This window comes from Pseudomonas sp. zfem005 (assembly GCF_032621735.1).
GTDB lineage: Bacteria > Pseudomonadota > Gammaproteobacteria > Pseudomonadales > Pseudomonadaceae > Metapseudomonas > Metapseudomonas solani.
In genome coordinates this window covers 134,584-160,969 of record NZ_JAVYJE010000008.1, presented here as the reverse complement: position 1 = coordinate 160,969, position 26,386 = coordinate 134,584, and the positions used below count along the sequence as shown (strand labels likewise).

Sequence of the window (26,386 nt, the reverse complement as noted above, 5' to 3'; positions counted from 1 at the left end):
GGTAATGCTTCAGTGTTGGGCCAGGGTCTGGCCGGTGCTGTTCTTGGCGGCGACGGCCAGGGGCATGCAGTCCAGCGGCCAGGCGTGGTCGATGCTCGGCAGCTGCTGCGGCAGGTGCACCTTGCAGCGTTGCTCGCCGTCCCAGCTGAGGGTCATCTCGCCGCCGGGCTGGATGCCGCTGAGGTAGAGGCTGCCGGCGTCGCTGACGATGCCCACGGCCTGGTCACGGTCGTTGGCCACGGTGGCGCCGAAGGGCGGCGCGGAGCCGTCCGGCAGGTGCACCACCACCATGGCCTTCTTGCCGGCCACCACGTCGAAGTGGCGGTAGCCGATGGCGCCTTCGGTGAGGGTCGCCTGGGCCACGGAGTGGATGGCTTCGGCGTCGTCCGGCAGGCCGTCGAGGTCGATGCTCAGGCGGTTGCGGTAGTAGCTGGAGATGTCGGCCACCACGGCCTTGCCGAAGTGGTTGGTCTCGGTGGTTTCGCCGTAGCCGTGCACCGGTACGCCGGGCACGCCGTCGGTATCCAGAAGGATGCGGGTGCCGCCCTGCACGCCGGTGCGGTGCAGCGCCGCGCCCTGCAGGGTGGCTGTGGCGCCGCCCTGTACCGACATGGCCACGGTGGAGTAGCGGCCTTCCTGGTAGCTGGCGCTGAAGTTCATTTCCGCCGCGTCGCCGCGGTGGCTGAGGTAGCCGCTGGCGGAGTGGCCGTTGTCGCCGGTGCCGGCGCTGACCTGGTAGCTGTCGTGGTCGCCGATGCGGTCGTAATAGCTGAGCTGGTGGTCGACCTGGTGGTTGCTCACCGAGCTGGAGTAGCTGACGGAGCCGGCGCCGTCCCAGGGCATGGACAGCGACACGTAGTAGCTGTCGTCCTGGATGCCGTTGTAGGTGCTGCGCGAGGCGGTGAACGACACGCTGAGGTTCTTGAAGCGACCGGCATCGAAATAGCGCGACAGCGACAGGCTGTAGTTGTCGGTGGCCTGCTGCCCCCAGTAGGTCTGGTGGCCGTAGTTGAGGTAGGCGGAGAGGCCCAGCTCGCGGAACTGCTGGTTGAACATCACGGTGTACATCTCCTTGCTGTTCTGCCAGCCGCGTTGGCCGTATTCCAGGGCCGAGAGGTAGTCGCTCATGGTCATGTAGTCGCGCTCGGAGAAGCGGTAGCCGGCAAAGGTGACCTGGCTGTCCAGCTCGTCGAAGCTCTTCGAGTAGCTGATACGGTAGGAGCGGCCGCTGAGGCGCCCTTCCCGCTCCAGGTCGGCGGACGATTGGGTGACGTCGAACGACAGCGCGCCGAACTGCATCAGGTCGCGGCCGATACCGATGGCCGCTGCCGTGTAGCCCTCGCCGCCCAGGCCGCCGCCATAGAGGGACCAGCCATTGCTCACACCCCAGGAGAACTCGCCGGCGCCGAAGGCCGGGCCTTCGATGTGGTGGTCCCAGTCGGAGGGACGGCCGGCGGAGAACTTGTAGCGCACGGTGCCGGGGCGGGTCAGGTAGGGCACGTCGGCGGTGTCCATCTTGAATTCCTGGACGCTGCCGTCCTGCTCTTCCACCCGCACATCCAGCTGGCCCTGTACGGCTTCGTTGATGTCCTGGATGCGGAACGGGCCCGGGGCCACCTGGGTTTCGTAGAGCACCCGGCCCTGCTGGCTGACGGTGACCTTGGCGTTGGTGCGCGCTACGCCTGTGACTTCCGGCGCATAGCCGCGCAGGTTGGGCGGCAGCATGTTGTCGTCGGTGGCAAGGCTGGCGCCGGCGAAACGGAAGCTGTCGAAGATGCTGGAGGTGAGGTAGTTCTCGCCCACGGTCAGCTTGGCGCCCAGGCTGGGGATGGCCCGGTAGGCGTAGTAGCGGCTCCAGTCCAATTGCGTACCGCGCTGACTGCCGGGGCGGTCGTCGTAGCGCGCCTGCCAGTCGGCACGGACGCGCCAGGCGCCCAGGTTGGCGCCGAACACGCCGTTGCCGCTGATGTCGTTGCTGTTCTGGCCGCCATCCAGGTGCTGGGACTGGGCGTTGAAGTTGTAGTCCAGCACCAGGCCGGAAATGCCGTCGTCCCAGCGGGACGGCGGGTCCCAGTTCTCGGAGGTGTATTCCAGGAAGGCCTGGGGCACTTCCACATAGAGGGCTGCCGCGCTCAGGTCGCCACGGGCGGTGGCGCCGGGCAGGCTGGCGAGGTCGAGGCACTGGCCATCGGCCGACCACTTCAGCTGCGCGGTGGCGTCGGGCTTGAGGCCGAACTCTTCCACCAGCTCGGGGTTGAGGCAGGCCAGGCTGTCGCCCGCATCACCTTCGGCGGCGCGGAAAGCGATCTTGTGCTCTGGCAGCTCCTCCTTGTTGATGCGAACGGTCATTTCGTATTCACCCGGCATGATGTAGTTGCCCCGGGCGAACTGCCCGAGGTCGATGTTGCTGCGGTCTTCGAGGTCCAGCACTTCGGTGTTGAACTGGATGTCTTCCGCGAGCGAAAAATCTGCAATGGGCCCCGTGAGGGCAGTAACCAAAAAGCCAGTCAGCGCACGAGCGAATACCGCCCCGGAACGAGAGGAGAGCATTGCCAAAACCTTTTTCTACTGCGCGAACAGCAAGAGCCTTGCGCCCTGCGACTCACTCAACCAACGGGACTGCCGCCATCTCCAACATGCGGCACGCGGCCGCTCGGCATCAGAAGTAATCCATCTTGAAACGCAGGGTGGAGTGGTAATCACCGAACACCACCGCCTCGCTATCGGCCACCAGCCGCATCGAGTAACTGAGCACCCGGTCTTCGGGTATCTGCTCCGTCATGGGCAGCAACACCCCCGGCAAAAACACCTTGCCGTGGCCATCCCCCACTTGCAGGGCCAGGCCCTTGGCCTGCCCTTCCACCGCGAACAACCCTTGGGATGAGCGCCCGTCGAAGGCGATGCGGAAGAAGCGCGAAGCGGGTAACGCCTTGCCCGGGTAAGACAGGGTGCAGTGGTCCAGCCGCAATGAAATGGGGTTGGCCTCACTGCGCCCGCCACCCAGCCATTCGCGGGTGAACAGACTTTTTACTTCGATGACCTGGTCGCGAGTCAGGGTGCTGATGGCACAGGCGGATTCGAGTACGGCACCACGGAGGCTGACCCGCCCCTCATCCGATGCATGCACGCTGCTGACAACCAACAAACCCACCAGCGGCAGCACCGCCCTGATACCCATGCACGAAAACATCCAGCACCCACACTCAGCGATTCAAGGCAGTAAAAAAACGGGGCGAGCACAGGAGCAACGCACACGCCCCGGCTATTCACTGATAGCTCAGACGGAAATCAGCCACGGCCTGGAAATCACCGGGGACGATCGCATCCTTGTCACCATCGCCTTGCAGGTAGGCGCTGAACTGCAGCTGGTTCTCGCCGTTCTGCAGCTTGGCTGCAGCGGAGGGAGTGCCCAGCTTCAGAACCTTGCCGTTGAGGTCTTCCAGCACGATGCCAGCGCCCTTGGCCTGGCCGGTGAGCGCCAGGTGGCCGTCGACGCCTTCCTGACCGGTGAAGGTGGTTTGCACCGACTTGCCGGTGGCGACGCTGCAGTCGCTCAGCTTGATCTGGAAGGTTTTCGGACGGGAGGTGCCGGCACCGTTGTCAGCCTGCAGGGCCACATTGGAAATCGAGCCCAGCTCGACCTTCTGGTCGGCGGATTCGGCATCGATGGAGCACGGCGCGTCGATGATGGAACCGGTGAAGGTCACGGTGCCGGAACCCTGGTTGGTCACAGAACCACCAGCGCCACTCTCATCCTCTGCAGCCACAGCAGCACCCGCGAAAGCGCCGGCGATCATCGCGGCGAGCAGTAGTTTTTTCATTTCGTTATCTCCTTGGCTAGAGCGGGCTAAGGCATCAGTCCTACGACTTGGCTCTCATCCGCTGACAGGGAGAATTGTCGGGGAGCACCCCAATGGCGCTCTGCAAGAAATTTCAGCTTTGGCGTAGGAAAATTCAGCGGGTGCGGATGAAGCGTCATCCGCCCAATGTCTGCGCGGAGGCTCTAGAACGGAGCCTCCAGGGGAGATGCCAGCATTACTCGTAGAAGAGGTTGAAGAAGGCCAGGATGTTGACCTGCCCGGCCGAGACGCTGTTTTCGGTCTGGTAGTAGCGCGCCACCAGGGGAATCGACTGGTTGCCGCCTACAGGGCCGGAGTTGCCGAAGAGCGTCTTGTGCCCCAGCTGGATGGGCGCCAGGTCGCCATAGCCCTTGAGCACCTGCACGCCAACGCCCTTGGCCAGCCCGGGACCCGCAGTGTTCTTCAGCACGCTGCGGTTCAGGTCGTCGTACAACCCGGTGATGGTGTAAGAGACGCGGATTTCCGGGTCGCACATCAGGGGGATGTCGAATGGCAGCGGCCGGGAGGTGGAGCCAACGCCCTTGAAGCTATTGATGTAGGAGGTGCGCAGCGGGACGTCGATGTTCTTCTTGCCCAGGCGGCAGGTGCGGATATCCAGCGTGAGCATCGTGGGGGTGAAGATCAGCTCGTTGGTGAGTTCGTCGTCGTAGTAGATCCGCACCGGCTCGATGCTGAGCGAGCCATTGCTCGGTGTAGCGCTGGTCTTGATCAGCTGAATCCACCAGCGCTGCCCCGGGGCATAGTGGTTGCGCGGGATCGCGGTGCGCGGGCGGGGGTACTGCATCAGCTCCCCCGCCATGATGTCGGCGGGCAGGTTGTTGGCGTTCTGCGCCCAACCGACCCGCACCCCAACGCCTGGCAGGCTGGTGGTGTAAACCCCTTTCAACCCGGGCACCGGGCTGGTGCCTGAGGTGAAACCAGTGCCTATGTAGTGCTGGTATAGCTCCATGCATCTCACATAGGCCTCACCGGACCCAACCCAGCCGCGGGTGTCGTAGATCACGCCACCGACAGGCAGGTCGCGGGGAAAGCTCAGGGCCGCCGGGAAGGCGTGACGGGTCTCGCGCTTGGTATCCAGCGAACACGCCCAGGCCTGGCTGGCGAACGCCAGAAGCGTGAGTGAAAGAACACAACCCATGTAGCCGACCATAGCCGCCCCACCTTCATCTGCTGAGTGAGGCGGCCATGCTAGCGACGACGCGTGGTCGCCCAAATCAGTGCTGTCTCTTCCGTGCTGTAGGCCCTTCCCGAAAGAGTGAAAACTGTGCCGCATGCACGCAAAAAGCGCCCTGGCAGGCTGGCGCATCGAACACACCGCCCCCGTAGCCCGGGCTTCAGCCCGGGAGATCGATTGACGGGTTTCGCTGCGCTCGCGGCGCACCGCCCGACGCATCCCACGGCGCCGCCTCGTGGAAGCGAATTCATTGGCAATGGAATAGCCGGCCACTCGCAGCCATGTGCCGGCTGCAAGCCCTTAGCGGCTGAAGCCGCTCCCACAGAGAGCGCCCGCAGCGAGACCGGACAGGGTGGCGTTGGGCCTCGCTGCGCTCGGCGCCAACCTACGGCACCGCGCCCACTCCAAACCACGACGCCGACCGGTGTGTAGGGTGGATGGCGCTCTTTTCATCCACCAGGCGATCTTGCAGCCAGCACCGCCACCCACCTCATGGGCGAATTCATTCGCGATGAAACATCCGCCCACTCGCAGCCCAGTGCCGGCAGTGGTTCTTTCGCGGCTGAAGCCGCTCCCACAGAGAGTGCCCGCAGCGAGACCGGACAGGGTTGCGTTGGGCCTCGCTGCGCTCGGCGCCAACCGACGGCACCCTGCTCTTGTAGGTCGGGTGCAACCCGACAGCGCCGGTACCAGGCACCCGCGGGTTTCACCCGCCCTACGCCGATTCGGGCGGCCTCTTTTGTGGGAGCGGATTCATCCGCGATCAACCTCGCCGCGATGCTGCGGCAATCCGCCGTGTTGAACCCGGGCGAAATGAATCTATACTCCGCGCACCTTCGAGGATGCCCGCCCTGAACCCACTCAGCCGAAACCTTCGCGACTGGCTCTACGCCTTTGCCCTGGTGGGCATGCTGCTGCGCGTGACCATGCCGCTGTGGGCGATACCGCAGATGAGCGGTGGCGGCTTCATGCTCATGTGCACCTCCCAGGGCATGCAGTGGCAGCTCGGCGACAAGGACGACGGGCTCGCCGGCCAGCAACTGCCCTGCACCCAGTGCGGCCTGCAGTCGGTTGCGCTGCAGAGCCTGCCGTTCACCCCGCCGGCGCCACCGCCCGCGCTGGCGACGCAACCCGCGCGGCACCTTGCGCCCCCGGCCAATGCCCCGCCCTTCCTGCTCGCGCCTCCCAACCGGGCGCCCCCTTCGTTTTCCTGAATCGTTGAAGCGCGCCTTCCTGCGAAGGCGTACTGCTGTTCATCCATTTAGGAACAATCATGTCTGCAATCCCTTCCCGTCCGGGTCGCGCCGCCCTGCGCGTGCCTTTCCTGCTTCACGCCTTGGCCCTGGCCGTGGCCATGCCCTCACTGCATGCCGAAGAGCAACAGCACGATAAGGACGAACTGCCCCCCACCGTGATCACCGCGGTCCAGCAAAGCTCACCGCTGACCATCGTGGCCAACCCCAAGGACGCCCGGCAGCCGGTGCCGGCCAGCGATGCCACCGACTACCTCAAGACCATCCCCGGCTTCGCCGCCATCCGCAGCGGCGGCAGCAACGGCGACCCGGTGCTGCGCGGCATGTTCGGGTCGCGCATCAACCTGCGCACCAACGGCGGCCTGATGCTGGGCGCCTGCCCCTACCGGATGGATGCTCCGAGCTCGTACATCGCCCCGGAAACCTACGACAAGCTGACGGTCATCAAGGGACCGCAAACCGTGCTTTGGGGACCAGGTGCTTCAGCAGGCACCGTACTGTTCGAGCGCGGCCCGGAGCACTTCGGCGAGCTGGGCAGCCGGCTGGATGCCAGCTTCCTGGTCGGTTCCAACGGCCGCTTCGACAAGGTGCTCGATGGTGCGGTCGGCGGCAGCGAAGGCTATGTGCGCTTCACCGGCAACCAGGCGCAGTCGGATGACTACGAGGATGGCGACGGCGACACCGTGCCCTCGCGCTGGAAGAAGTGGAACGGCGACCTGGCCATCGGCTGGACACCCGATGAAGACACCCTGCTGGAGCTCACCGCCGGCAAGGGCGACGGTGAGGCGCGCTACGCCGGTCGCAGCATGGACGGCGCCCAGTTCACCCGGGAAAGCCTCGGGCTGCGCTTCGAGAAGAGCAACCTCGGCGACGTCCTCACCAAGGTGGAGGCGCAGGTCTACTACAACTACGCCGACCACATCATGGACAACTTCAGCCTGCGTGACCCGGACCCATCCGGCATGATGCCGATGCCCATGGCCGCGCAGGTCGACCGCCGCACGCTGGGCGCCCGCTTCGCCGCCACCTTCAACCTGGGCGAGGTGGAACTGGTCACCGGCGTCGACGCGCTGCGCAGCGAGCACCGCTGGCGCAACTCCAGCGCCGACATGATGACCGGCGACTACATCGACACCGACCAGTCACCCTGGGACAAGGACGCCGTCACCCACAACTATGGTGCCTTCGCCGAGGCCACCTGGTACCTCGCCGAGCGCAACCGCGTGGTCAGCGGTGCGCGCCTGGACAGGTCCAGTGCCAAGGATTTCCGCTCGTTCCAGTGGAGCGGGATGATGACCGTCGACAACCCCACCGCCGGGGCCACCCGCGCCGACACCCTGCCCAGCGGCTTCGTGCGCTACGAGCACGACCTGGCCGAGTCACCCACCACCCTGTATGCGGGCCTGGGCCATGTGCAGCGCTTCCCGGACTACTGGGAACTGTTCTCGGCGGAAAGCGGCCCGTCCGGCAGTGCCAACGCCTTTGACGGCATCAAGCCCGAGAAGACCACCCAGCTCGACTTCGGCGTGCAATACGCTGGCGAGAACCTCGACGCCTGGGCTTCCGCCTATGTGGGCCAGGTGCGTGACTACATCCTGTTCAGCTACAACACCGGGATGATGGGCATGACCAGCTCCTCGGCCGGCAACGTGGACGCCCGCATCATGGGCGGCGAGCTGGGGGCCAGCTACAAGCTGGGCGAACACTGGAAAACCGACGGCTCTCTCGCCTATGCCTGGGGCAAGAACAGCTCCGACGGCGAAGCGCTGCCGCAGATGCCGCCGCTGGAGGCCCGCCTCGGCCTGACCTACGAGCAGGATGACTGGAGCGCCGGCGCGCTCTGGCGCCTGGTCGCCCAACAGGGCCGGGTGGCCGAGGGCAAGGGCAACGTCGTGGGCCAGGACTTCGGCAGCAGCGCGGGCTTTGGCGTCTTCTCGCTCAACGGCGCCTATCGCGTCAGCAAGAACGTCAAACTGAGCGCGGGTGTCGACAACCTGTTCGACAAGGACTATGCCGAACACCTCAACCTCGCCGGTGACGCCGGCTTCGGCTACCCCGCCGAACGCGTCGCCATCGACGAGCCGGGCCGCACCCTCTGGGCCAAGGTCGACCTGAGTTTCTGAAGCGGCACGCGCGCAGCCGATCCGTGAGTCGGCTGCCGTGCTCCACCTGAAAGCCTACCGATAATTGAAAAAACAGGAGTTGATCATGAAGAAATCCCTGCTCTTCGCAGCCTGCCTGCTGGCCCTCCCCCTGGCCCAGGCGGCCCAGGAACCCGAGGCGGTATTCACCCGCGCCTGCGGCATGTGCCACAACGGGCAACTGCCCACCGCGCCGAAGAAGGGCGACGCCGCGGCCTGGAAACCCCGCCTGGAAAAGGGTGACGAGGTACTCGTGCAGCACGTGACCCAGGGCTTCAACGCCATGCCGCCGCGCGGCCTGTGCATGGATTGCAGCCCCGAGGACTACAAGGCCGTGATCCACTGGATGGCCCAGTAACGCTGTGCCTGGGTTCGCTCCCGGCGGGCGAACCCATCCACCGCCCTCGTCCCGATGCAGAGACCTGCCCGCCCACACCTGAAGAGCGCCCGTCGTAGACCAGGCTCCCTGATCGCCTGGATGCTCTACGCCTGCGTCCTGTACAGCGTATTCAGCTGCGGCATCCACCATGGCCAGGCGGCTGGCCTGCAATTGAGCGGGCTGGAGACACCGTTCTGCAGCGCCGACGGCCAGCCATCTGCCGGGTCAGGCACGAGCCTCCCGCTGCCAGCTGCTTGGCTGGCCTCTTTCACCTGCCCGCTTTGCGCCTCGGTGCCACTCGGCATCGGCCTGCTGCTGGGCCTGTCTTGGCTGTTGCGCGGCGGCCATGCGCCACACCCACGGCCGCGCCCCCGTCCGAGTGCACCTCCCCGCCATGCGTGGCCTCCCGCCAGCCCACGGGCTCCGCCTGCACCCTGCTGAACATCCATTGCGCTACGCCGGGCACTGCACGTGCTCCGGCGCCCGTTCAGAGAAGCACACAGCCTGCACGCCGCCAGACGGCAAAGCCCGGTGCGGGCGGCGGCTGAATAAAAAGCAGAATCAAGGAGTAAGTGGCATGTTGATCAAACGTCTGAGCTACGGCATTTCCCTCGCCTTGTGGGGAATGGCCAGTGCCACCGCAGCCCAGGTCAACCCGATCGAGCTACCCGAGTCGAAGGTGACGGGGAAAGCGGTTATCGATGAAAACGCCGTGGACGCCTTCGCCAGCATGGCGACCCTTGTGGGCGAAGAGCAGATCCGCGACCTCAACGCGCTGGACCTGTCGTCCGCGCTGCGTCGCACGCCCGGGGTGACGGTGTCGCGCTTCAACCCGGTCGGCTCGTTCGGCGGAGCCGAAGGTGGGGCGGTCTACATCCGGGGCATGGGGGCCAGTCGCCCCGGCAGCGAGATCAAGACCTTCATCGACGGCGTTCCCTTCTACATGCCGGTTTGGAACCATCCGCTGCTGGACTTGCTGCCCATCAATGGCATGGAGCGAATCAGCGTCTACAAGGGCCCGCAACCGCAGAACTTCGGCAACACCTTCGCCGCCATCGACCTGACGCCACGCGCGGCCGCAGCGGGTGACCACCAGAACGGCACACTCCAATTGACCGGAGGCAGCTTCCGCACGTTCACCGAGCAGGCCAGCCTGACCGGGCGCAGCGGCGCACTGGGCTACAGCCTGGCGCAAGGCACCGCCCGCTCGGACGGTGACCGTGCCGATGGCGACGGCCGCCTGAACAATGGCCTCGCCAACTTCAGCTACCAGCTCGATGACAACTGGTCGGTGGCGCTGCTCGCCTTGCACGCGGACAACCGTGCCTCCGACCCCGGCCAACAAGGGCGGCCCGACACCAGGACCGGCGAGTTCAATACCCGTGGCAGCCTGGTATCGATGACGCTCGCTCACGAACACGAGCAGTCCCGAGGCAGCCTCAAGCTCTATTACAACGAAGGTCGCGGCAGCGCCCTCGACCAGACCGGACTCGACGGCGACACCATCACCGACTTCAGCATGCAGGGCCTGCGCTGGTCCGAAAACCTGATGCCCTGGAATGGCGGCGAGATCGCAATGGGGCTGGATATCGACCAGATGGAAGGCCAGGTGGCCTTCAAGCGCGTGGCGCCGGCTCCCCGTGACGACTTTGATACGCCCACCCTGCGACTCATCTCCCCGCACCTGGGGCTCAGCCAGGCGATCGAACTGACCCCGGACTGGACGCTCACGCCTTCGGCCGGCATCCGTGGCTATGACCACAACGTCTACAAGAGCGAAACGGCACCCCATGCCGGACTGCTGCTTTCCACCCACAACCTCGAGTTCCGGGCGAACCTCTCCAGGGGCGTCAACTACCCCGGCCTGGAAACCTCCGTTCTCTCGCACCTGATTCCAGCCCTGGGTGAAAGCTGGCGTGAGCTGGAGCCGGAGCGCATGGACCACAGGGAACTGGGGGTCAAGTTCAACCCCACCCAGAGCGCGACCCTCGACCTGGCCGTATTCAAGGACAAGCTGCAGAACCGCTACCTGTTCGCCTTCCCCCCGGCCGTGACCCAGCCCGCCTACGTGAACCTGGGCGACTACGAGATAAAGGGCGCCGAAGCCTCCTGGCAGCAGAGCTGGAACGAGAGCTGGAGCAGCTTCCTCGGCTTCACCTGGCTCGACCCCAGCCTGCGCAACCTGCCTTACGCGCCGCGACGCTCCTTCTCGCTGGGAACCACCTACACGACCGGCCCCTGGCGCCTGAGCGCAGACGCGCAGTACCAGAGCGGGATGTACGTGCTGCAACAGGAGCGGGTCGAGGGCGCGAGCAACTTCGAGCAGGTGGACAGCTTCACCGTGGTCAACCTGCGCCTGGGCTATGCCCTGCCCGAGCTCGGCGAGGAGGGCGAGGTGTTCCTGGCCGTCGAGAACCTGTTCGACCGTGACTACGCGTACCGCACCGGCTACCCCATGCCCGGCACCTCAGCCCAGGTGGGCGTGAGGATGGGCTTCTGAAATTTCACGACCTGGCTCATCGAGGAGACAAGCTTATGAAGTGGACAAGACACCTGATCGTGCTCTGGGCGCTCACCGGCGGCTACGCACTGGCCGACAGCCAAGCGGACCGACAAGCCATCGAGCACCTGATGAAACACACCTGGGAGCGCCCGGAGGCGGCATTGGACGTCGGCCCGGTGACCCTGGAAGGCGACTACGCCATAGCGGGCTGGACGCAAGCGGAACGAGGTGGGCGCGCCCTGCTCACACGTGTGCAGGATCACTGGAAGGTGGTGCTGTGCGCGGGCGACGGGCTGCTCGACGAAGCGACCCTGAAGGATGCCGGGCTGGCCCAGCGAGAAGCGAGCGACCTATTGCGAGCCGTACGCACGGCGGAGTCGTTGATAGCGCCGGAACGGGTCCGGCAGTTCTCGCGCTTCAAGGGCACCGTGCGCGTGGATGCTCACGCCGGGCACGGTGACCCGCAACACTGACCTGGGGCCGGGTGCATGCGAGGACATGCACCCGGCTTGCACTCAAGCAGCCGCGTGGTGCAAACGCACGTTGAACAGCGGGCCTTTGCTGTAGCGCGACAGCGCCTTGGCCAGAGCCAGCACGCCCAGGTCGATCAGGGGCTCCACCAGGATCACACTCATATAGGCGATGCCGAAGGTGCCGACGGAGGCCAGGGTCTCGCTGGAAAAACCATGCCCGTAGAAGGCCCAGAACCCGACCCAGGCGACGATGCCGCCCTGATAGGCGGTGGACAGCGCCAAGGCCTGGGTGTAGCGCGTTTCCACATAGGGCGTAGCAGACGGAATGAGACGGTTCGCCAGCAGGCTGATGCCCCACAGCGGCACCAGCAGGGTGGTGACGTTCATGCCGTACTGGGGCAGGTCGAAGGGCGCGAAGAACAGGCCCTGGATGAGCAGCCCGGCAGCCAGCCCGACCGCCGCCGCCCCCGCACCGAACATCAGCAGCAAGGTCGAGCCGAGAATCAGGTGGACCTCGGAGACGCCCACCGCGTGGTGCGGTAGCACCTCGAAGAAGCAGAACACCAGGGCGGTGGTGATCAAACTGCGCAGCGCCAGCGCGGTCACACCGCCGTTGCGGCGGATGCTGTCGAGGGCCATCTTGGCCGTCAGGCCGAAAGCCGCTACTGCCGTGCCATAACTGAGGAAGATCTTCGCGCCTTCTACGACGCCAGGTTCGATATGCATGGGGGATGCTCCGTGCCGCGCCCACCGCGCGACGATAGGGATGACTAAGGGGGGCCGGGCTTTCGCCCGCTTGCTGATGGCAGGTCTCCTGGCTCGCAGTTCACCGCTCCACCCACCTTCCCAGCCGTCGCCAGTGGTACATCGGGCATCGCGCTCTGCTCACAGTTGCGGGGGCAGCCATGGCTTGGGCATCTCGCCGACCATGTTCCCTCTTAGTTCCGGGGGTAACCCGGAAAACCATCGGCGGAAATGGTACCGATTCCCGCCACGGCGGCATAGAAATCCTTGCCCCCCGATCACCGGGGGTGCGACAGCTCGCCACAGGGTCATCACGCACGGGGCCTGAGGCGGTCGCTCGGGACGAGCGGCACGGCTGCCTGCGGTGGAACGTCGCAGTTAAGCCCCGGCGCCGGCCTTGCTAGTTTCCCGTCCCGGGCTGACCAATCCCATGGATCGGCAGCCCGACCGCATGCGGGCACCCCTCGGGTGCCCGGCCACCATCCAGGGATCGGATACCTCGAGGCGCTCAAGGCACGCCGCCGTTCCCGGATCAACCGGTGCACCCGCAAAGGCGCCCGAGAGTCTGCGAGAGAAGGGAAAAGGCATGGTTGTCTCTGCATCGTTTCGTCCCCTGTGGTTGCGCCGCACGCTGTCCATGGGGCCTGCCACGGCCTGGCCATTGCTGCTGGCGGCATGCGGGCAACTCCAGGCCGAGGAGCGCCCCACGCTGGTGCTCGACAGCACCACGGTCACCGCCACACGCAGCGCCAACAGCAGCTTCGCCCTGCCCGCCTCGGTCTCCACGGTCGACCGCGAGAACCTCGACGACGCCCAGGCGGACACCCTCTCCCGCGTACTGCGCAGCCTGCCCAGCGTGAACGTCGGCGGCGGCCCGCGCCCGGCTTCGCAGAGCCCTGCCATCCGTGGCCTGCAAGGGCCGCGCATCATCCTCAGCGTGGATGGCGCCCGGCGTAACAACGAAGGCGGCGTGAACAGCCCCCTGCTGCTCGACCCGGACTTCATCCGCCAGATCGACGTGGTGCGCGGCCCGATGTCGGCCGCCTACGGGAGCGGCGGGCTGGGTGGCGTAATGGCATTCGAGACACTGGCGGCGGAGGACTTCGTCGCCCCCGGGCAAACCTTCGGTGGCCGCGCCAAAGTGAGCTATCGCAGCGGCGACGAATCCGCCTCCACCAACCTCACCGCTGCGGCCTTGAACGACCAGGGCGATGTGCTCGCCAGCGCCACCTACCGCGACTACGGCACCATTCACACTGCCAAGGGCGGTACGGATGCCGAATACCCCAACGATGGCGACCTCACCGCCAGCCTGTTCAAGGCGGGGCTCAACCTGGGGGACCTGAACCGCCTGGAGCTGGGCCGGCAGACCTTCGACGACGACTTCACCGGCCCCACCAACCCCGGCGGCAACCTGCTCTTCCCTTTCGATCAGGACAGCCACCGCCGCCAGGAGCAGTACACCGGCAACTGGCTGTTCCACGATGCCGACCGGGCCCTGCTGGATGGCAGGCTCTCCCTCTATCGCACCCGTTATAGCCTGTCGGGCCATAGCCGCTCCACACCGCCCCAGCCGGACACCTCGGGCATGACCCGCACGGACGGCGGCAGCCTGCAGAACACCACCACCTTCGAACTGGGCGAGGACTACCGCCAACGCCTCACCTACGGCCTGGACTACTACGAGGACACTGCCGAGAACACCTCCGCCGGCCAGGCCAACTCGGTGCTGCCGGACGGCAAGATGCGCGCGCGCGGCGGCTTCCTGCAGAGCGAACAGGAGCTGTTCCAGCGCTGGACGCTCATCGCGGCGCTGCGCCATGACGACTACAAGCTCTCCTCCCCCGGGCAGGACAGCACCCACCATGACCGGCTCTCGCCGAAGCTGGCGCTCAAGTACCAGCCGCTGGATGCCCTGGGCCTGTTCGTCAGCTACGGGGAAGCCTTCCGCGCCCCCACCATGACCGAGATGTACGGCAACCTGAACACCAACAGGGCGCTGTTCAACTTCCGCGCCAACCCGAACCTGAAGCCCGAGGCCAGCAAGACCTGGGAAGGCGGTTTCACCCTGGACTTCGGCCAGCTGCTGGCCCCCGAGGACCGTTTTCGCCTCAAGGCCACCTGGTTCGACGAGGAGGTGGAAGACCTCATCGACCAGCAGACCGTGGGCACCTACACCCGCCAGGCGCCCTTCGCCGGTACCGGCCTGATCTTCCAGCGCCGCAATGTCGCCAAGGCCGAGCGCCGTGGTGGAGAGGTCGAGGCCGCCTACGAGTACGACCGCCTCACCCTCGGGTTGGGGTATTCACGCCTGCGCTCGCGCAACGCCCAGACCGGAGCAGACCTCTACGCCCCACCGGACAAGCTCGCCCTCACCCTGGACTACCGCCTGGATGAGGAGTGGTCGGTCAACTACCGCAGCCAGTTCGTCCGCGCACAGGACTATGACGACACCCTGCTGCGTCGCCGCGACGGCTATGCCCTGCACGATATCGGCCTGACCTGGGAGCAGGACCCCTACCGCGTGGACCTGGGCGTCAGCAACCTGTTCGACCAGGCCTACGCCACCTACCAGCAGAGCCAGGCCAATACCTTCACCTACGAGGAAGGCCGCAGCGTCAACCTCACCCTCAGCTCGCGCTTCTGAGAGACCGTGCCATGACCGCCGCCCGCCTCACCCTCCTCGCCTTCGCCGCCCTGCTCGGAGCCTGCGCCAGCCCTCCACCGCCCGGCCCTCGCACGGTGGTGATCGACTTCGCCCTCCAGGCCAACGGCCAACCCGCCCGTTGCGATGCCACGCTGGGGCCACTGGGGGTGGACGCCCGCCCGGCGACCCTGCGCGATGCCCGTTTCTACGTGCAGGACCTGGCGCTGATCCGCGCGGACGGCAGCCACGAGTCGGTGGCGCTGGAGCGGGACGACTGGCAGGACGGCCAGGTGGCCTTGCTGGACTTTGAGGACGCCAGCGGCGCCTGCCAGGGCGGCACGACCGCCACGCGCCACCAGATACGCGGCCAGGTGGCAGCCGGCGACTATGTCGGGCTGGCCTTCAGCCTCGGCGTGCCCGAGGCGCTCAACCACACCAGCACCGAACTGCAGGGACCGCCCCTGGATATCGCCGCCATGGGCTGGAGCTGGCAGGCGGGGCGCAAGTTCGCCAAGCTCGAGGTCAACCCGGAAGGGGGCGTGGCCAAGGCCGACGGCTCACGCGCCGCCAGCTGGTACCTGCACCTGGGCTCCACGGGCTGCAGCGGCAACCCGCTCACCGGCGAGACGGTCGCCTGCCTGCGGGGCAACCGGGTGCCGGTGACGCTGCCCCGCTTCGACCCGGCGCGCGACGCCGTGGCCCTGGACCTCGGTAGCCTCCTGGCCGGCAGCCAGGTCGGCCGCGACCTGGGCGGCGCGGTGGGCTGCATGAGCGGCCCGGACGACCCCGAATGCCCCGCCGTCTTCACCCGCCTCGGCCTCGACCTGGCCAGCGGCCAACCGCTGCCCGCCGGCCAGGTGGTCTTCCGCGTGGTGCCGCGCCCATGAAGCCGGGCCATCGCGCCCTGCTGGCAGCCGTCATGGCGCTGCTGGCGGCCGGCGTACAGGCGCAAGAATGGGACTGGCAGCTGCCCAGCCACGTGCCGGCCCCACGGGTCCCCGCCGACAACCCCATGAGCGCCGCCAAGGTGGAGTTGGGCCGCCGGCTGTTCTACGACCCGCGCCTGTCCGGCAATGGCACCCTCGCCTGCGCGGGCTGCCATGACCAGGCCCGGGCCTTCAGCGACGGCACGCCGCGCTCCCGTGGCAGCAGCGGCGCCGCCACCCATCGCAATGCACCCGGCCTGACCAACGTCGCCTGGAACGCCACCTACAACTGGGCCAACCCGGCGGTGGTATCCCTGGAGCGGCAGATGGAAGGCCCGCTGTTCGGCGACGACCCGGTGGAGATGGGCGTGAACGATGCCAATCGCCCGCGGATTCTCCAGCGCCTGCGCGACGAGCCCCTGTACCCGGCGCTGTTCGCCAGGGCCTTCCCGGACGATCCCGAGCCCATCCGCATGGCGTCGGTGATCCGCGCCATCGCAGCCTTCGAACGCAGCCTGGTGTCGGCCGACAGCCGCTATGACCGCTTCCTGCAGGGTCGCCTGCAACTGACCGCCGCTGAACAGCGCGGCATGAACCTGTTCTTCGGCGAGCGCGCCGAATGCCACCACTGCCACGGCAGCTTCAACTTCAACGACCAGGTGGTCCACGCCCGCACCCGCGAGGTGGAAACGCCCTTCCACAACACCGGGCTCTACGACCTGGATGGCCAGGGCGCCTACCCCTACCCCAACCGGGGCGTCTTCGAGCTGACCGCCCAGGCACAGGACATGGGCGCCTTCCGCGCCCCCAGCCTGCGCAACGTGGCCCTCACTGCGCCCTACTTCCACGACGGCAGTGCGGCCACCCTGCGCGAGGTGCTGCGCATCTACTCGGCCGGCGGCCGGGCAATCACCGACGGGCCGCTCAAGGGAGACGGTCGCCTCAACCGGCACAAGAGCGGGCTGATTGCCCGCATCGAACTCAGCGAAGCGGAGCTGGGCGACCTCGAAGCCTTTCTCGGCAGCCTCACCGACCTGAGCCTGCCCAACGACCCCCGCCACGCCAACCCCTGGCCGGCGGGCACGGAGTTCCTACCCACCCACACCCAGGAGGTCGCGCAACCCCAAAAAGCCAACCGCTTCACCACGGACCCATGACGGCCTGGCCGTCGAACACCCTTCATTGCTGATCCATCAAGGAGAACCACCATGAACATCAAGATCGCCAGCAAGAAAACCCTCACCGTCGCCGGCCGTGCCGGTGCCTGCTGTGGCGCCTGCTGCGCCCCGGTCGGGGTGAACTGAGCCCAGCCCGCGTCGGTGCCCCGCACCGACGCGGTCCATCCAGGGAAGCCGCGCCAAGGAGAAACCATGCGCCTGGGATTCAACTTCACCCTGGGGGAAACCACCCCCCTGGTCCGTCGCCTGCTGGCCGAAGGGCGGATCGACTACGTGGAACTGCTGATCGACAACTTCCTGACCCTGGAGCCCGACGCCATCGCCACCGCGTTTCCCGCGCCCATGGGCTTCCACATCATGTTCTCCCGCTTCATCGAAGCCGAAGAGGCCGCCCTCGCCGACATGGCCAGGCGCCTGCGCCAGCTGATCGACCGCGTGCAACCGCTCTACGTCTCCGACCATGTGGCGCGCTTCAGCCACCAGGGCCGCCAGCTCTACCACCTCGCCGAAATCGACTATGCCGCGGACTACGAGCAGGTGCGCCGGCGCGTGGACACCTGGCAGCAGTTGCTCGGCTGCCAGGTGCTGCTGGAGAACTACCCCTCCATCCTGGACGGCGGCCGCGATGCGCCAAGGTTCTTCGAACGCCTGTGCCGGGACACCGGGGCGGGGGTGCTGTTCGACATCTCCAATGCGGTCTGCGCGCACCGCAACTGCGGCCTGCCCCTGGACGCCTGGCTGCCGGTGATCGACGCATCCCGGCATTTCCACGTGGCCGGCTACAACCTCTCCATCCTCCAGCCGCACCTGGTGCTGGACACCCACGACCAGCCCCTGTCGGACGACACCCTGGCCTTCATCGAGCGCTATCGCACGCGCTTCGAGCACCCCGGGGCCACCCTGACCTACGAGCGCGACGACGCCTTCGTCGACCGGGATATCGACGCCGACCTGAAGCGCCTGCGCACCCTGTTCCCCCTTGCGGAGGCCCGCCTGCATGCCTGACAACCCGCGTACCGACAGCCAGCTCCTGCACGCACTCTTCCACCCGCAGCGCCAGGGCGACTACCCCCGGGACTCCAAGGCCTTCGTGCGCATCGACACCAGCCTGCGGGTCTACTGGCACAGCCTGTTCGACATCTGCCCCGGCCTGCTCGCCCTTTCCGGCCCCGATGGCCTGGCGATCTTCCGCCCCTTCATGGCCTGGGCCGTTGAGCAGGAGCTGTCGTTCAACTGGGCCTGGTACCTGTGGGTCGACCTCTGGCTGCGCCAGTCGCCCTTTCACCAGCAGGTGGAAGACGAGCTGCGCTACAGCCTGATGGCGGCCTCGGCGGCCCGCTGGGCGACGGGTGATCGCTCGTCCCAGCGGGGCATCGTCCTGGGAGCGGCCGACCTGCCCGACCTGGTATGCGGCTGGAAAGCCACCAGCCTCGAGGCCGGTCGCCAGGTCGAGCGCCTGGAGCTGGAAGAGCCCCTGCCGCCGCCAGGCACGGCCCATGGTTACTTCACCTGCGAGCAGCCCGACCTCTCAGGTGGCTTCCCCGGATGGACCCAGACGCCCCGATGAAAACGGGCTTCTGGCGAGGTTTCGGCGCCCTGCTGCTGGCCTTCGCCGCCGGTCAGCTCGGGCCGCAGCTCGACCTGGCGCTGTTGGCCCATGCCGGCCAGGGCGTGTCGGGGCTCTATGTGCTGGTGACCCGGCTGGCGATCCTCGAACTGGTCATCACAATGGCACTGGGCGCCAGCCTGTCGGTACTGGCAGCCCGCGGCGAGCGCTGCGGGCTGCCTGGAGAAGGCCTGCGGCCCTCGCTGCTCCTCGCCGCCGGCGTCGGGCTGCCGCTGGGCCTGCTCGGCGGCCTGGCCGGCTACCTGTTGCTACCGCGTCTGTTGTCCGGCGACCCCGGGCAGGTGGTCACGGCGCTGGCCGCACTGCCCTGGTTCTTTGTCGCCGCACCGCTGCGGCTGCTCAACGGCTGTGCCGCGTTCCTGCTGCACGCCCGCGGAGAAGGGCCTCTGGCGCTGCGTTGCAAGGCAGTGGAGCTGCTGGCCAGGCTGCTGCTCGGCGTGGCGCTGATCCAGGGCCTGGGAATGGGGTTGGGCGGGTGCTTCATCACCGGGCTGCTGCTCAACCTCGGCACCGCTCTCTGGCTCACCCGGCACCTGGCGCGTGCCTCATCGGGCCAGCCCTGGTGGCCACGGCGCGATTGGCGCTCCCGGGCCTTGCGTGGTTGCGCTTGGGAGAGCCAGCGCCTGCTCGCCATCCAGGCCTTCGGCCTGCTGGCGGTTGCGCTATTCGCCGCCGAGCATTGCTGGCCGCCAGCGCCTGGCCGCCTGGATGCCTTCTCCAGCGGGCTGACCCTGGCACTGCTGGTATTCGCGCCACTCAGTGCCCTGCTGCGCTTCCTGAGCATGCGCCTGGCCGCCTCGCCTGCCGACGCCCATCCCGAGGCGATCCGCCAGGTGACGCATCGTGTTCTGCCGATCGCCATCACCGGGGCGGCCCTGCTCGCACTCTCCGCCCCGATGCTGGGTGCGCTCTACGGGCAAGCCGGCCCCTGGTGGACGACCTACGTGCTGATCCTCGCCGCCTCGCTGCCCGTACGTGTACTCGGCAACCTCCGCCGTGCGCAGCGGCAGGCCGCAGGCGAGTTCGCGATCGTCGGCCGGCTCGACGCCAGGCTCCTTTGGCTGATCGGGCTGCCGACACTGCTGGCCGGCCTCGCCATGAACAGCCCGCTTCTGGCCTATGTGCACCTGTTGCTGCCGGAGCTCTGCATCCTTGCAGCCCTGCAGAGAGCCCACACAAAACAGCCGGAATTCTGCTAGCATCCGGCGCGCTGTCCTACAGTGCACTTGGAATAGCAGAGAACACCCACCGATGATATTGGCCCGCCGACATCGCTCGCTGCTCGCCTGGATGCTTTACTGCAGCATCCTGCTCAGCGCGCTCGCGTGCGCCATCGGTCACGGGCAGATGGCTGGCCTTGCCCTCAGTGGAATCGACGGGCAATTCTGCTCCCTCGATGGAACCAGCAGCGGCAAGACGCTCGGTGACGACAGCATGCCGATCGGCAGCCTCGCCTCAGGTGAAGGCTGCGCGCTGAGCTCCACCTTTGGCGCCCTCATCCTTGCAGCCTTCTTCGGCCTGCTGGCCCTGCTCGCCCCCACCCGTGACTGGTCATTGCCCAGACGCCCGCACCTGCACCGCCCGCCTCGGGCCTGGCTTCTCGCCAACCCCCGAGCCTCGCCACACCTGGCCTGATACGCCCCCCAGCGGGGATGCACGGCTTCGCCAGAACAACCACAGCGCCAAAAGCGTTGGCTGAAGCGTCGTCCCTACCCTCGAAGCACACGCGGCATGCGCGCATCCCCCATTGGGAGCGCCCCACCCGTGCTCGTATCAGGCGCCATCAGCGCCTTCGCAAGGCTGATCGACCCTATGCCGTTCAATTCCCGTGCGGGCCTCATGGCCAGCCTGTTCACCTGCTCCGCCCTGCCCGCGGCACTGCTGTGCCCAGCCGCCCATGCCGACAGCACGCTCACCCTGGGCACGGTCGAAGTATCGGGCCAGCAGAGCGGCCCCCTCTCCAGCCGTGACATTCTCAGCTCCGTGGACATCCTCGGCAGCGACCTGCTGCGGCAGCAGCCCGTCCAGTACAGCTGGGAACTGTTCAACCGCGCGCCCGGCGTGATGCTCACCCAGTTCAACCAGGGCACCACCTCCGGCAAGCTGTCGTTCCGCGGCTTCAACGGCGAGGGTGAAGTCAACGCGGTGAAGCTGCTGATCGATGGCATCCCCAGCAACACCAACGACGGCAACATGCCCTTCATCGACATGCTGTTTCCCGCCGACATCGAGGACATCGAAGTGGTGCGCGGCACCAATGATCCGCGCTACGGCCTGCACAACATCGCCGGCAATGCCAGCATCCGCACCCGCCAGGGCGGCAACGACAGCCAGGTGCGCCTGCGCAGCGGCAGCTTCGATACCCAGGAGCTGCAGGCCAGCACGGGCATCGAAGACGGCCACTGGTCGCAGAACTACTTCGTCGCCTACCAGAAGAGCGGTGGCTACCGCGACCACGCCGACAGCGAGCGCCAGAGCTTTGCCGGCAAATGGTTCTACACCGCCGACGCGGGCTGGCGCGCCGGCCTGATCGCCCGCCATTACAGCGCCGATGCCCTGGAAGCCGGCTACCTCGGCCGCGCCGACGCCCATGACGACCCGCGTCAGTCCTACGCCAACAACGCGACCGACCAGGGCAACCGGGAAATGAACCAGCTCAGCCTGCACCTGGACGCCGACCTGGCCGACGACCTCGCGTGGTCCGCCAAGAGCTACGTGAACACCTTCAAGGACGAGCGCTGGACCCAGTACTGGCGCACTGTCAGCCAGCAGGAACGGGTCGCCGACGAGACCCAGTACGGCGCACTCAGCAGCCTGACCTGGCGCCCGGTGGTCAGCGGCCTGCATGACTTCGCCCTGGAGGGTGGAGCGGAAGTCCAACGGCAGGAAAACGAGAGCCTGCGCTACCGCACCCGTCAGCGCACACGCCTGGCCCAGACCCGCGATCAGCGCTTCGACCTGAACATCTACGGCGCCTACGTGCAGACGGTGATCGAGCCGGTGGAATCGCTGCGGCTGGTACCCGCCTACCGGGTCGACCGCCTGTATGGCGACTACAAGAACGGCCTGACCGGCGAACGCGCCGAGGTGAACGACTACGGCAGCATCCGCCAACCCAAGTTCAGCATCGTCTACAGCCCCTGGCGCGAGGCGAGCCTCTACGCCAACTGGGGGCGCACCTTCCAGGTGGGCGTCGGCTCCGGCGCCTATCGCCTGGCCAACCAGAGCGACGACCTCAAGCCTTCGATCAACGAAGGCTGGGAGACCGGCCTGAAATTCAGCCCTGTGCAGTGGCTCGACGGCCGTATCGCCTACTGGGAGCAGCACGCCACCGACGAGGTGCAGCGCAAGCTCAACGACGCTATCGGCGACTCGGAGAACGTCGGCGAGACCCTGCGCCGGGGCTATGACCTGCAGCTGAACCTGAACCCGGACGAGCGCACCCGCATCTGGCTGTCGTACTCGCGGCAGTTCTCCGAAATCCTCCAGCCCAACCCCAACCTGCCGGACAGCAAGGGCAAGGAGATGGACCACGTACCGCATCACCTCTACGCCCTGGGCACCGAGTACCAGGCCAGCGAGAAGCTGCAACTGAGCGCCTGGGTCAACGGCCAGAGCGACTATTACCTGGAGCGCACCAACAGCACGGGCTCGTTCGGTGGCTTCGTGCTGCTCAACCTCGGTGCGACCTACCAGGTCAGCGAAAACCTCAGCCTCGACATGCAGGTGAAGAACGTCACCAATCGCTACTACGAGTACGTCTGGTACGACTCGACCGCCGGCGTCCAGCAGTCCCTGCACGCCCCAGGCGATGGCCGTGCCCTGTATGCAGGGCTGACACTGGACTTCTGACACCGGGCCGCCCAGGCGGGCGGCCATTCATTCCAAACGCAAGGGAGACACCCCGATGACACTGTTCAAGGCCGTTCTGCTCAGCGCTCTGATGGCATCGCCGCTGATGGCCGGCGCTCACGAATACGACGTGGGCAACCTGCATGTCGACCATCCGTGGGCGCGCGCAACGCCTCCGGTCGCACCGACGGCGGCGGCCTACTTCATCATCCACAACAAGGGAACCGCTGCTGACCGCCTCCTGGGTGCCGAGACGGCTGCCGCCGGTCGCGTCGAACTGCACGAGCACGTACACCAGGACGGGCTGATGAAGATGCAGCACGTCCAGGCCGTGGAGGTGCCCGCCCACGGCGAGGCGAGGTTCGAACCCATGGGCTACCACGTGATGCTGTTCGACCTGAAACAGCCGCTGGCGGAAGGCGAGCGCTTCCCCATGACGCTGCACTTCGAGAAAGCGGGCGACCTCAAGGTCGAGATCGCCGTCCAGAAGGACGCACCCCAGGCCCATGGCGAGCATGAGCACGGAGCCGAGCACAGCCACTAGTGACGGGCACGCGACAGCGAGCGCACGCCTCAGGCGTGACTATGCTTGATGCGAGCGCTGCTCTCGCCGCCACCCACCGACCCTGCGAGCCTGGACCATGAGTGCCGTACGCCGTCACCGCTCGATGATCGCCTGGATGCTCTACGCCTGCGTCCTGTACAGCGCGTTCGCCTGCAGCCTGGGGCATGGCCAGCAGAGCGGCCTGGCGCTGAGCGGTATCGGCGGGCTCTACTGCACAGCCAACGGCGACCTGGGTGCGTCACCGAGCAAGACTCCGGTCGGCACCGGCGGCGCTTCGTCGATGCCGGCCATGGGCTGCCCGCTGTGCAGCGCCTTCACCCTCACCACCCTCCTGCTGGGCGGCCTGTTGCTGCCTGGCAGGCCTGGCGGCCATCCACCGCACCCCGGCGTCGTCGAGGGCCATACCCACCCTCGCCTCACCTGGCCCTCGGCCAACCCCCGCGCCTCCCCCGCCTGACCTTCCCTTTCCCTGCACCGGCAGTCGCTTGCCGCTACACGGCGGCCGCTGCCGTTCGACTGACACCCGGCCCGCGCGCCTTCGCCGAGAAGGCACGGTGCCGGGTACCGTGAAGGAGACAGGTCATGAACGACACCAAGGTACTGGTTCTGCCGATCGCCGAGGGCACCATCGGCAATCCCGCCCGCGCGTCCACGGCGCAGCGCATTGCCGGGATCAGACGCTGGGGAGCGATCGTCTGGCGAGACCATGAGAAACCGGGAGGCGTGCTGCGCGAGTACCTCGCCTCCAGCCGCGAGGGCCGCACGCTGTTCGTGGCGAATCTGCTGGAAGGGGCTTACGTCGAGTTCGCCATCGCCTACCAACGGCAGGGGCGCATCAAGATGCGTCGCTACTACCGGGTCACGGCCGTACTCCCGGACGCCCTGCACCTGCTGGAGGTACGCCAGGACGACCTGCCTTGCAGAGCCGTCCGGGCGGCCTAGGGACGCGCGATGATCTGCTGCGGCATGCGCCGTGAGGCGCATCACAATGCCTGGGTGGCGGCATTCCTGGCGATCGTGCTCAAGGTCATGGCGTTGCCGATGGCCACGGCCTTCGGATCGCTCAGCCTGGAGCAACTGCTTGCCGGGAGCTTCTGCTCGTCGGGTGGTTTGCAGCAGAGCGCCCTGGTACTCGACAAGGACAGTTCCGGCTCGCCCGACGCAGGTGGCACGTCCCACTGCTGCTGCTCACAATCCGTCGGCGCGGCCCCCCTGCCGCCGTCGACTCTGGCTGCACCGGGGCGGCTCGCGGCACTGCGCCCGACGCCCGCCGCCCATCCCTTCGCGGTCTCGCCCCGCGAGCGCTGGCCCTCGATCAACCCCCGAGCCTCTCCCGTCCTGCCTGGCTGCCCCTGATAGCAACCCCTCGGGCACGGGCTTCAACGCCCATCCGCCCCGAGGTAGACCACGCCTCTGCAAGGACGACACGACATGCTCCACAACAGGCTTGCCACCCGAAGAAACGACCTTCCGACGCCATCCCTCCCCAGCCCCCAACGAGGGGCAGGAGGACAGATGCGCTCGCCGACCCTTGCCACCCGCCCAAGCGGAAACCGTGGCGACTTTCTGCTGCCCTTTCCCGACTACCCCTGCAACGCACGCAGCTTCGTGCACCTGGACGCACGCCTGCTGCCCTACTGGCACACCCTGTTCGATGTGTGCCCGGCTCTGCTCAAGCTGGACGCACCGGAGGGCCTCAATCTGTTCCGCAGCTTCATGACCTGGGCCTACCGCCGCCATCCCCCGCTGGACTGGACCTACTACCTGAGCGTCTGCCGCTGGCTGCTGGAGTCCGAGTACCGGCAACAGGTGCACGAGGAGCATGTGGAGGCGTTCATGGCAGCCGCCGCGGCACGCTGGGTGAACACCGACGACAGCCAGGCCCGGGGGCTCATCCTCATCTGGCGTGAAACCGCGGTGACGGTGACCGACTGGAAGGTCGCGCCCCGGGCGCTTGCGATGGTCGAGGCCGAGGAGGAACTGCCCGCACCCCATTGGGACTTTGCCTGGAGCCCGCTGGCCGGGCGGGGAGCGAACGGGTTCCGGCGCTGGTTGCCGATTCCCGGCTGAGCCGACTGCGACAGCCCGCCGCAGCCGCCGCCCGAAGCGTCACGGCGCGCGACGGCGGGTGGGGCTGTGTCAGGCTGTCGCAGTGGCGGCAACCAGGCCCGCCCCCTAGAGTTCGACTGCCGAGGGCGGATGCAGGAAAGAGGCTTCCACGGTTAGCCCGAAGCAGCGACAAGGAGCGGGGACGCTCTGCAAAACCAGCCCTCTTCACGGAGGGCTTTTTATTGTGCGCAGGGTGCGACAGGCTGCCGCACCTCATGGCAGCTAGCTGACGGCCTCTGGGCTCGACGCCCGCCTGCGCAACGAGCGTGGCAAGTTGTCGCATCTCGCCCGTCAAAGGCCCGGGTGCTAACGTTTCCGTGACACGACGGTTTCCTTGGCAGGTACGTCTGGTCAAAGGCCGGGGCTCAAAAAGCCTCGGCCTTTTCACATCACGCAAAAGATAAAGGTGCGCAACGCTGCCACCTGCCGGCAGGGTGTGCGCCCGGCCGGCATTGTGCGCTTTGACCCTGCGCGGAGCTGATCGAGGTGTAGGGTGGATGACGCTCTTTTCATCCACCAAACGGTGCTACCGACGAACGCATTGCATGGGCCGTGGCAGGCCTGTCGGTCGGGTGCAACCCAACAACGCCGGTACCCGGCACTCGCGGATTTCACCCGCCCTACGCCGATCCGGGCTGCCTCTTTTGCGGGAGCGGACTCATCCGCGATCAGCCTCGCCAACAAAACGTTGGGCCTCGCTGCGCTTGGCGCCAACCTACGGCGCCACCCCCACCCAAGATGCCCACCCATGCGTAGGGTGGATGGCGCTGTTTTCATCCACCAAACGGTGCCACCGACGAACGCATTGCATGGGCCTTGGCAGGCCTTTAGGTCGGGTGCAACCCAACAACGCCGGTACCAGGCACTCGCGAGTTACACCCGCCCTACGCTGATCCGGGCTGCCTTTCTTTTGGGAGCGGATTCATCCGCGATCAGCCTCACCGCTGACCTCCGG

The 26,386-nt window shown here is 66.9% G+C and carries 25 protein-coding genes and 1 riboswitch; of the genes, 20 read left to right on the top strand and 5 right to left on the bottom strand.

The genetic code is table 11. The annotated features are described in order from the left end of the window. Positions 1-9: 9 nt before the first annotated feature. The 4 genes from RTW82_RS18790 to RTW82_RS18775 all read right to left on the bottom strand — a co-directional run bounded on the left by RTW82_RS18790 (position 10) and on the right by RTW82_RS18775 (position 4,998). On the bottom strand, positions 10-2,550 hold the full coding sequence (locus RTW82_RS18790) for an outer membrane usher protein (protein WP_316926024.1): 2,541 nt from the start codon (positions 2,548-2,550) through the stop codon (positions 10-12). Between the two features lie 109 nt (positions 2,551-2,659). Then, positions 2,660-3,178 (bottom strand): hypothetical protein, encoded by a 519-nt coding sequence (locus RTW82_RS18785; RefSeq protein WP_316926023.1) that lies wholly within the window; start codon positions 3,176-3,178, stop codon positions 2,660-2,662. Positions 3,179-3,266: 88 nt separating this feature from the next. Continuing rightward, positions 3,267-3,821: a fimbrial protein gene (locus RTW82_RS18780; RefSeq protein WP_316926022.1), complete on the bottom strand. Its 555-nt coding sequence runs from the start codon at positions 3,819-3,821 to the stop codon at positions 3,267-3,269. 214 nt (positions 3,822-4,035) lie between these two features. After that, positions 4,036-4,998, bottom strand: a complete 963-nt coding sequence (locus RTW82_RS18775; protein WP_316926021.1) for a fimbrial protein — start codon at positions 4,996-4,998, stop codon at positions 4,036-4,038. An 878-nt stretch (positions 4,999-5,876) separates the two neighbouring features. On the opposite strand from RTW82_RS18775, the gene RTW82_RS18770 reads away from it, so the two are divergent. The 6 genes from RTW82_RS18770 (at position 5,877) to RTW82_RS18745 (ending at position 11,783) form a co-directional block, all read left to right on the top strand. After that, positions 5,877-6,248 carry a DUF2946 family protein gene (locus RTW82_RS18770; protein ID WP_271657989.1) on the top strand — a complete coding sequence of 124 codons (372 nt, stop codon included), beginning with the start codon at positions 5,877-5,879 and terminating at the stop codon, positions 6,246-6,248. A 59-nt stretch (positions 6,249-6,307) separates the two neighbouring features. Next, the gene (locus tag RTW82_RS18765; RefSeq protein WP_410478817.1) at positions 6,308-8,410 is read left to right on the top strand and encodes a TonB-dependent copper receptor; all 2,103 of its coding nucleotides are present in this window, start codon (positions 6,308-6,310) and stop codon (positions 8,408-8,410) included. 85 nt (positions 8,411-8,495) lie between these two features. After that, positions 8,496-8,786 (top strand): c-type cytochrome, encoded by a 291-nt coding sequence (locus RTW82_RS18760; RefSeq protein WP_043245594.1) that lies wholly within the window; start codon positions 8,496-8,498, stop codon positions 8,784-8,786. Positions 8,787-8,840: 54 nt separating this feature from the next. Then, positions 8,841-9,248, top strand: coding sequence for a DUF2946 family protein (locus RTW82_RS18755; protein ID WP_316926020.1), 408 nt, complete (start codon positions 8,841-8,843; stop codon positions 9,246-9,248). Between the two features lie 136 nt (positions 9,249-9,384). Beyond that, entirely contained in the window at positions 9,385-11,307 is a 1,923-nt protein-coding gene (locus tag RTW82_RS18750; protein ID WP_316926019.1) for a TonB-dependent receptor plug domain-containing protein, read from the top strand. A 35-nt stretch (positions 11,308-11,342) separates the two neighbouring features. Next, positions 11,343-11,783 (top strand): copper uptake system-associated protein, encoded by a 441-nt coding sequence (locus RTW82_RS18745; RefSeq protein ID WP_316926018.1) that lies wholly within the window; start codon positions 11,343-11,345, stop codon positions 11,781-11,783. A 42-nt stretch (positions 11,784-11,825) separates the two neighbouring features. Here the strand turns inward: RTW82_RS18745 and RTW82_RS18740 are convergent, their stop codons facing one another. Next, positions 11,826-12,509 (bottom strand): energy-coupling factor ABC transporter permease, encoded by a 684-nt coding sequence (locus RTW82_RS18740; RefSeq protein ID WP_316926017.1) that lies wholly within the window; start codon positions 12,507-12,509, stop codon positions 11,826-11,828. Between the two features lie 60 nt (positions 12,510-12,569). Next, positions 12,570-12,766: riboswitch (cobalamin riboswitch) on the bottom strand. A 347-nt stretch (positions 12,767-13,113) separates the two neighbouring features. Between RTW82_RS18740 and RTW82_RS18735 the strand changes: the two genes are divergently transcribed. From RTW82_RS18735 to RTW82_RS18670, 14 genes are all read left to right on the top strand, one after another. Then, positions 13,114-15,174: a TonB-dependent hemoglobin/transferrin/lactoferrin family receptor gene (locus tag RTW82_RS18735; protein WP_316926016.1), complete on the top strand. Its 2,061-nt coding sequence runs from the start codon at positions 13,114-13,116 to the stop codon at positions 15,172-15,174. 11 nt (positions 15,175-15,185) lie between these two features. Further along, on the top strand, positions 15,186-16,061 hold the full coding sequence (locus tag RTW82_RS18730) for an MbnP family copper-binding protein (protein ID WP_316926015.1): 876 nt from the start codon (positions 15,186-15,188) through the stop codon (positions 16,059-16,061). Beyond that, on the top strand, positions 16,058-17,257 hold the full coding sequence (locus RTW82_RS18725; RefSeq protein ID WP_316926014.1) for a methanobactin export MATE transporter MbnM: 1,200 nt from the start codon (positions 16,058-16,060) through the stop codon (positions 17,255-17,257). The genes RTW82_RS18730 and RTW82_RS18725 overlap by 4 nt, the downstream gene beginning before the upstream one ends. A gap of 51 nt (positions 17,258-17,308) precedes the next feature. Further along, positions 17,309-17,404, top strand: coding sequence for a methanobactin (gene mbnA / locus RTW82_RS18720; protein WP_236234024.1), 96 nt, complete (start codon positions 17,309-17,311; stop codon positions 17,402-17,404). Positions 17,405-17,470: 66 nt separating this feature from the next. Further along, entirely contained in the window at positions 17,471-18,283 is an 813-nt protein-coding gene (mbnB, locus tag RTW82_RS18715) for a methanobactin biosynthesis protein MbnB (RefSeq protein ID WP_316926013.1), read from the top strand. Further along, positions 18,276-18,845, top strand: a complete 570-nt coding sequence (mbnC, locus tag RTW82_RS18710; protein WP_316926012.1) for a methanobactin biosynthesis protein MbnC — start codon at positions 18,276-18,278, stop codon at positions 18,843-18,845. The genes mbnB and mbnC overlap by 8 nt, the downstream gene beginning before the upstream one ends. Beyond that, complete coding sequence (mbnM, locus tag RTW82_RS18705) at positions 18,824-20,104, top strand: hypothetical protein (protein ID WP_316926011.1); 1,281 nt, start codon at positions 18,824-18,826, stop codon at positions 20,102-20,104. Before mbnC ends, mbnM begins: the two co-directional genes overlap by 22 nt. A 52-nt stretch (positions 20,105-20,156) precedes the next feature. Then, entirely contained in the window at positions 20,157-20,540 is a 384-nt protein-coding gene (locus tag RTW82_RS18700; RefSeq protein ID WP_316926010.1) for a DUF2946 domain-containing protein, read from the top strand. 177 nt (positions 20,541-20,717) lie between these two features. Next, positions 20,718-22,757: a TonB-dependent receptor gene (locus RTW82_RS18695; protein WP_316926009.1), complete on the top strand. Its 2,040-nt coding sequence runs from the start codon at positions 20,718-20,720 to the stop codon at positions 22,755-22,757. A gap of 55 nt (positions 22,758-22,812) precedes the next feature. After that, positions 22,813-23,301, top strand: a complete 489-nt coding sequence (locus tag RTW82_RS18690) for a copper chaperone PCu(A)C (RefSeq protein ID WP_316926008.1) — start codon at positions 22,813-22,815, stop codon at positions 23,299-23,301. 97 nt (positions 23,302-23,398) lie between these two features. Further along, the gene (locus RTW82_RS18685; RefSeq protein ID WP_316926007.1) at positions 23,399-23,779 is read left to right on the top strand and encodes a DUF2946 family protein; all 381 of its coding nucleotides are present in this window, start codon (positions 23,399-23,401) and stop codon (positions 23,777-23,779) included. Positions 23,780-23,904: 125 nt separating this feature from the next. After that, positions 23,905-24,264, top strand: a complete 360-nt coding sequence (locus RTW82_RS18680; RefSeq protein ID WP_021220148.1) for a hypothetical protein — start codon at positions 23,905-23,907, stop codon at positions 24,262-24,264. Positions 24,265-24,273: 9 nt separating this feature from the next. Then, entirely contained in the window at positions 24,274-24,678 is a 405-nt protein-coding gene (locus RTW82_RS18675) for a DUF2946 family protein (RefSeq protein WP_316926006.1), read from the top strand. Between the two features lie 159 nt (positions 24,679-24,837). Further along, entirely contained in the window at positions 24,838-25,392 is a 555-nt protein-coding gene (locus RTW82_RS18670) for a putative natural product biosynthesis protein (protein ID WP_184490080.1), read from the top strand. The last annotated feature ends 994 nt before the right edge of the window (positions 25,393-26,386 follow it).